Origin of the sequence: Plasticicumulans sp. (assembly GCF_035331805.1) — a bacterium.
Classification (GTDB): Bacteria; Pseudomonadota; Gammaproteobacteria; order Competibacterales; family Competibacteraceae; genus Plasticicumulans.
This window is the reverse complement of the sequence record NZ_DAOLKE010000347.1, coordinates 1-3,543: the sequence shown is the minus strand read 5'-3', so window position 1 is coordinate 3,543 and position 3,543 is coordinate 1. Positions and strand designations below refer to the sequence as shown.

Genomic DNA, 3,543 nt, shown 5'->3' with positions numbered 1-3,543 from the left:
GCCGCGTCCGGATGGCGAGGCGCCGCGCCGCCGTGCCGAACGCGGTGACCGCAAGGAACCGCGCCGCGAGCGCGAACCGGTGCGCGCCAGCGCCGCGCCCGAGCAGCCGGTCGAGAGCGCGTTCGCGTCGCTGCTGCGCGAGGCGCTGGCCAAGCAGGACGCCCCGGAAAAGCCCTGAGGCGGCAACGGCTCCCGCCATGTCGGCAGGGAGCCGCGCTGAAAAACGCCGGGGCCCGGCCGGATCGCTCCGGCCGGGCCCCGATGACGGGCGACGCGGCAGCCGCTCAGCTGCGCGGCTTGACGGTCAGGCTGTTCTTCACCGACTTCACGCCCTCGACCGAGCGCGCGATGCGACCGGCCGCCGTGCGCTGCGCGGAGCTGTCGACGAAGCCGCTCAACTGCACGATGCCGCGCTGCGTCTCGACCTCGATCGCGAAGGCGCTGAGGTGCGGATCCTCGGCGATCTTCGCCTTGACCTTGGCGGTGATCGCGGCGCTGTCCATGTACTGACCGGCGGTCTCGCCCTTTCTCAGCACGACGATCTCGTTCTTGACCGACTCGACGCCCTGGACGCTCGCGGCGAGCTGCTCGGCGCGCGCCTTCTGGTCGGCCGACTCGACGAAGCCGGTCAGCTGCACCACGCCCTTGTAGGTCGCAACCTCGATCTTCAGGCTCTTGATGCCCGGATCGGCCAGATACTTCTCCTTGACCTTGGCGGTGATCGCGGCGTTGTCGACGTACTCGCCGGCGCTCTCGCTGGTGGCCGTGCTGGCACAACCGGCGAGGGTCAGGCCACCGACGCCGAGGCAGAGGGCCAGTGCAATGGCGGAACGCAGGCGCGAACGGCTCGAGTGCTGGTTCATCGGGATTCTCCTTCTGTTGTTCTGAATGGCTGCCGGAGTGCAGCTGGACAGCGGTTTCACTGCCTGGGGACGAACGCGAGCACGGCCTCGCGATTCGTATACGAAAACACCTGTTGCGCTGCTGCCAAACGTGGCAGCCAGACGACAGCGTCGTGTTCCTCAGGACACAACCGGATCGGACAAGGTTCCGCGAGTTCGAGCAGAAACACGTATTCCCGGTTTTCCGTGGCTTCGGGCGCGTAGCGCGCCCGCCACGGCGGCAGGATCGGATAGCGGTTGACGACGCCGGTATCGATCAGCCTGCCCCCATCGATCCCGGTTTCCTCCAGGAGTTCGCGCCGGGCCGCAACTTTTGGGGCGGACTCGTGCCATTCGAGGCTGCCGGTCACCGACTGCCAGTGATCGGGCGGGGCGAGGCGGCGCAGCAGCAGCACGAGGCCGCCGCGCGTGTGCACGACGACGAGCACGGATTCGGGGCGTTTCCATGGCGAGGCGGTCATCGGGCACCTGCAAAAGTTGCGGGTATCCGGGAAGGCCCGGGAAGCGGCCATTGCGGCCGCTCCGGAGGCGTCGATGAGCCTGACGCGCGCCCGCTCGGGGCGCCGGGCCTGCGCACCGGCAGGCGCGCGTCCTTCGCGCAGCTGCGTGGCCCGGGAAGGGCCTTCCCTCAGGCCGCGCCGAGGCGCTCGCGCAGGAAGTCGATGAGACCTGCGAGCGGCACGGCGAGGGCTTCGGCGTCGCGCCGGCCCTTGTACTCGACGCTGCCGGCGGCAAGCCCCTTCTCGCCGATGACGACGCGGTGCGGGATGCCGATCAGCTCCATGTCCGCGAACATCACGCCGGGGCGCGCCTCGCGGTCATCGAGCAGCACGTCGATGCCGGCGGCCCGGCAGTCGGCGTAGAGCTGCTCGACCGCCTCGCGCACGGCGGCGCTCTTGTGCGCGTTCATCGGCAGCAGCGCGAGCTGGAACGGCGCCATCGCCGCCGGCCACAGGATGCCGCGCTCGTCCCAGTTCTGTTCGATCGCGGCGGCGACGACGCGCGAGACGCCGATGCCGTAGCAGCCCATGGTCACGGTCAGGTTCTGGCCGTCCTCGCCGAGCACGTTCGCGGCGAGCGCGTCGCTGTACTTGCGCCCGAGCTGGAAGATGTGGCCGACCTCGATGCCGCGGCGGATCGAAAGCCGGCCCTGGCCGTCCGGGCTCGGGTCGCCGGCGACGACGTTGCGCAGGTCGGCGACGCGCGGCTCCGGGCAGTCGCGGCCGAAGTTGAAGCCGCTGAGGTGCCAGTCGTCCTCGTTGGCGCCGGTCACGGCATCGGCGAGCACGGCGGCGCTGCGATCGGCGATGACCACGCCGTCGAAGCCGACCGGGCCGAGCGAGCCGGGCTGGGCACCGAAGGCGGCGCTGATCGCGGCCGGGGTCGAGAACGTCAGCGGTTCGGCCACTTCCGGCAGCTTTTCGGCCTTGATCTCGTTCAGCTCGTGGTCACCACGCAGCAGCAGCAGCACCGGCCGGCCGTCGCTGCCGTCGACGACGACGGCCTTCAGCGTGCGTTCGGCCGGGATCTTCAGGAAGGCGGCCAGCTCGGCGATGGTCTTGACCTTCGGCGTATGCACGCGCGTCAGCGCCTCGCCGGCGGCCGGGCGTTCGCCGGCCGGGGCCAGGGCTTCGGCCAGTTCGACGTTGGCGGCGTAGCCGGAGGCATCGGAGAAGGCGATGTCGTCCTCGCCGGAGTCGGCGAGCACGTGGAATTCGTGCGAGCCGGAGCCGCCGATCGAGCCGGTGTCGGCGAGCACGGCCCGGAAGTCGAGGCCGAGGCGCGTGAACACGCGCGAGTAGGCGCCGTGCATGTCGTCGTAGGTCTGCTGCAGCGAGGCCTGATCGACGTGGAAGGAGTAGGCATCCTTCATCAGGAACTCGCGCGCGCGCATGACGCCGAAGCGCGGGCGCACCTCGTCGCGGAACTTGGTCTGCACCTGATAGAACGCGATCGGCAGCTGTTTGTAGCTTTTGATCTCGCGCCGGAACAGATCGGTGACGACTTCCTCGTGCGTCGGGCCGAAGCAGAAGTCGCGCTCGTGGCGGTCCTTCAGGCGCAGCAGTTCGGGGCCGTACTGCTGCCAGCGGCCGGATTCCTGCCAGAGTTCGGCCGGCTGCACGGCCGGCATCAGGATCTCCAGGCAGCCGATGCCGTTCATCTCCTCGCGCACGACCGCCTCCACCTTGCGCAGCACGCGCAGCCCGAGCGGCATCCACGTGTAGACGCCGGCGGCGATCTTGCGGATCAGGCCGGCGCGCAGCATCAGCTTGTGGCTGATCACCTCGGCGTCGGCCGGGGTTTCCTTGACGGTGTAGAGCGGGAAGCGGGATACGCGCATGGCGGCGGCGGGACTCCGGTGACTCGCGAGACGGAAAGGGCGCGAGTGTACCGGAGCCGCACTGCGCCGGCGCAGGGGGCGGCGCCGGCGGCCTCAGTCGCAGAGATACGCGACGGCCTTGCGCGCGCGATCCAGCTCGCGGGCGCGCGCCTCGCCTTCGAGCAGCACGTTCTTTCCGTCCGGGCCGGCCTTGGCGACGGGGCCGTCCTTTTCGAGCAGCGCGAGGTTGTGGCGGGCGGTGTCGCAGGCGGCGGCGCGCGCCTGATCGGGCGGGCGCGGCGCGTTGTCGGCATTGCCCCC

General features: G+C 70.4%; 4 protein-coding genes. All 4 read right to left on the bottom strand.

Annotated elements, in window-relative coordinates; genetic code table 11:
• Positions 1-284: 284 nt before the first annotated feature.
• Entirely contained in the window at positions 285-863 is a 579-nt protein-coding gene (locus PKE44_RS16570) for a BON domain-containing protein (protein WP_324553430.1), read from the bottom strand.
• A 56-nt stretch (positions 864-919) separates the two neighbouring features.
• The gene (gene nudB, locus PKE44_RS16565) at positions 920-1,363 is read right to left on the bottom strand and encodes a dihydroneopterin triphosphate diphosphatase (protein ID WP_324553427.1); all 444 of its coding nucleotides are present in this window, start codon (positions 1,361-1,363) and stop codon (positions 920-922) included.
• 167 nt (positions 1,364-1,530) lie between these two features.
• On the bottom strand, positions 1,531-3,243 hold the full coding sequence (locus PKE44_RS16560) for a proline--tRNA ligase (RefSeq protein ID WP_324553424.1): 1,713 nt from the start codon (positions 3,241-3,243) through the stop codon (positions 1,531-1,533).
• 93 nt (positions 3,244-3,336) lie between these two features.
• A partial coding sequence (locus PKE44_RS16555; RefSeq protein WP_324553421.1) for a hypothetical protein occupies positions 3,337-3,543 on the bottom strand: 207 nt, incomplete at its 5' end.

What these genes read in the sequence shown, in the direction of transcription:
- PKE44_RS16560 (WP_324553424.1), bottom strand. Translation starts at nt 3,243, where the DNA reads ATGCGCGTATCCCGCTTCCCGCTCTACACCGTCAAGGAAACCCCGGCC.
- PKE44_RS16570 (WP_324553430.1), bottom strand. Translation starts at nt 863, where the DNA reads ATGAACCAGCACTCGAGCCGTTCGCGCCTGCGTTCCGCCATTGCACTG.
- nudB (WP_324553427.1), bottom strand. Translation starts at nt 1,363, where the DNA reads ATGACCGCCTCGCCATGGAAACGCCCCGAATCCGTGCTCGTCGTCGTG.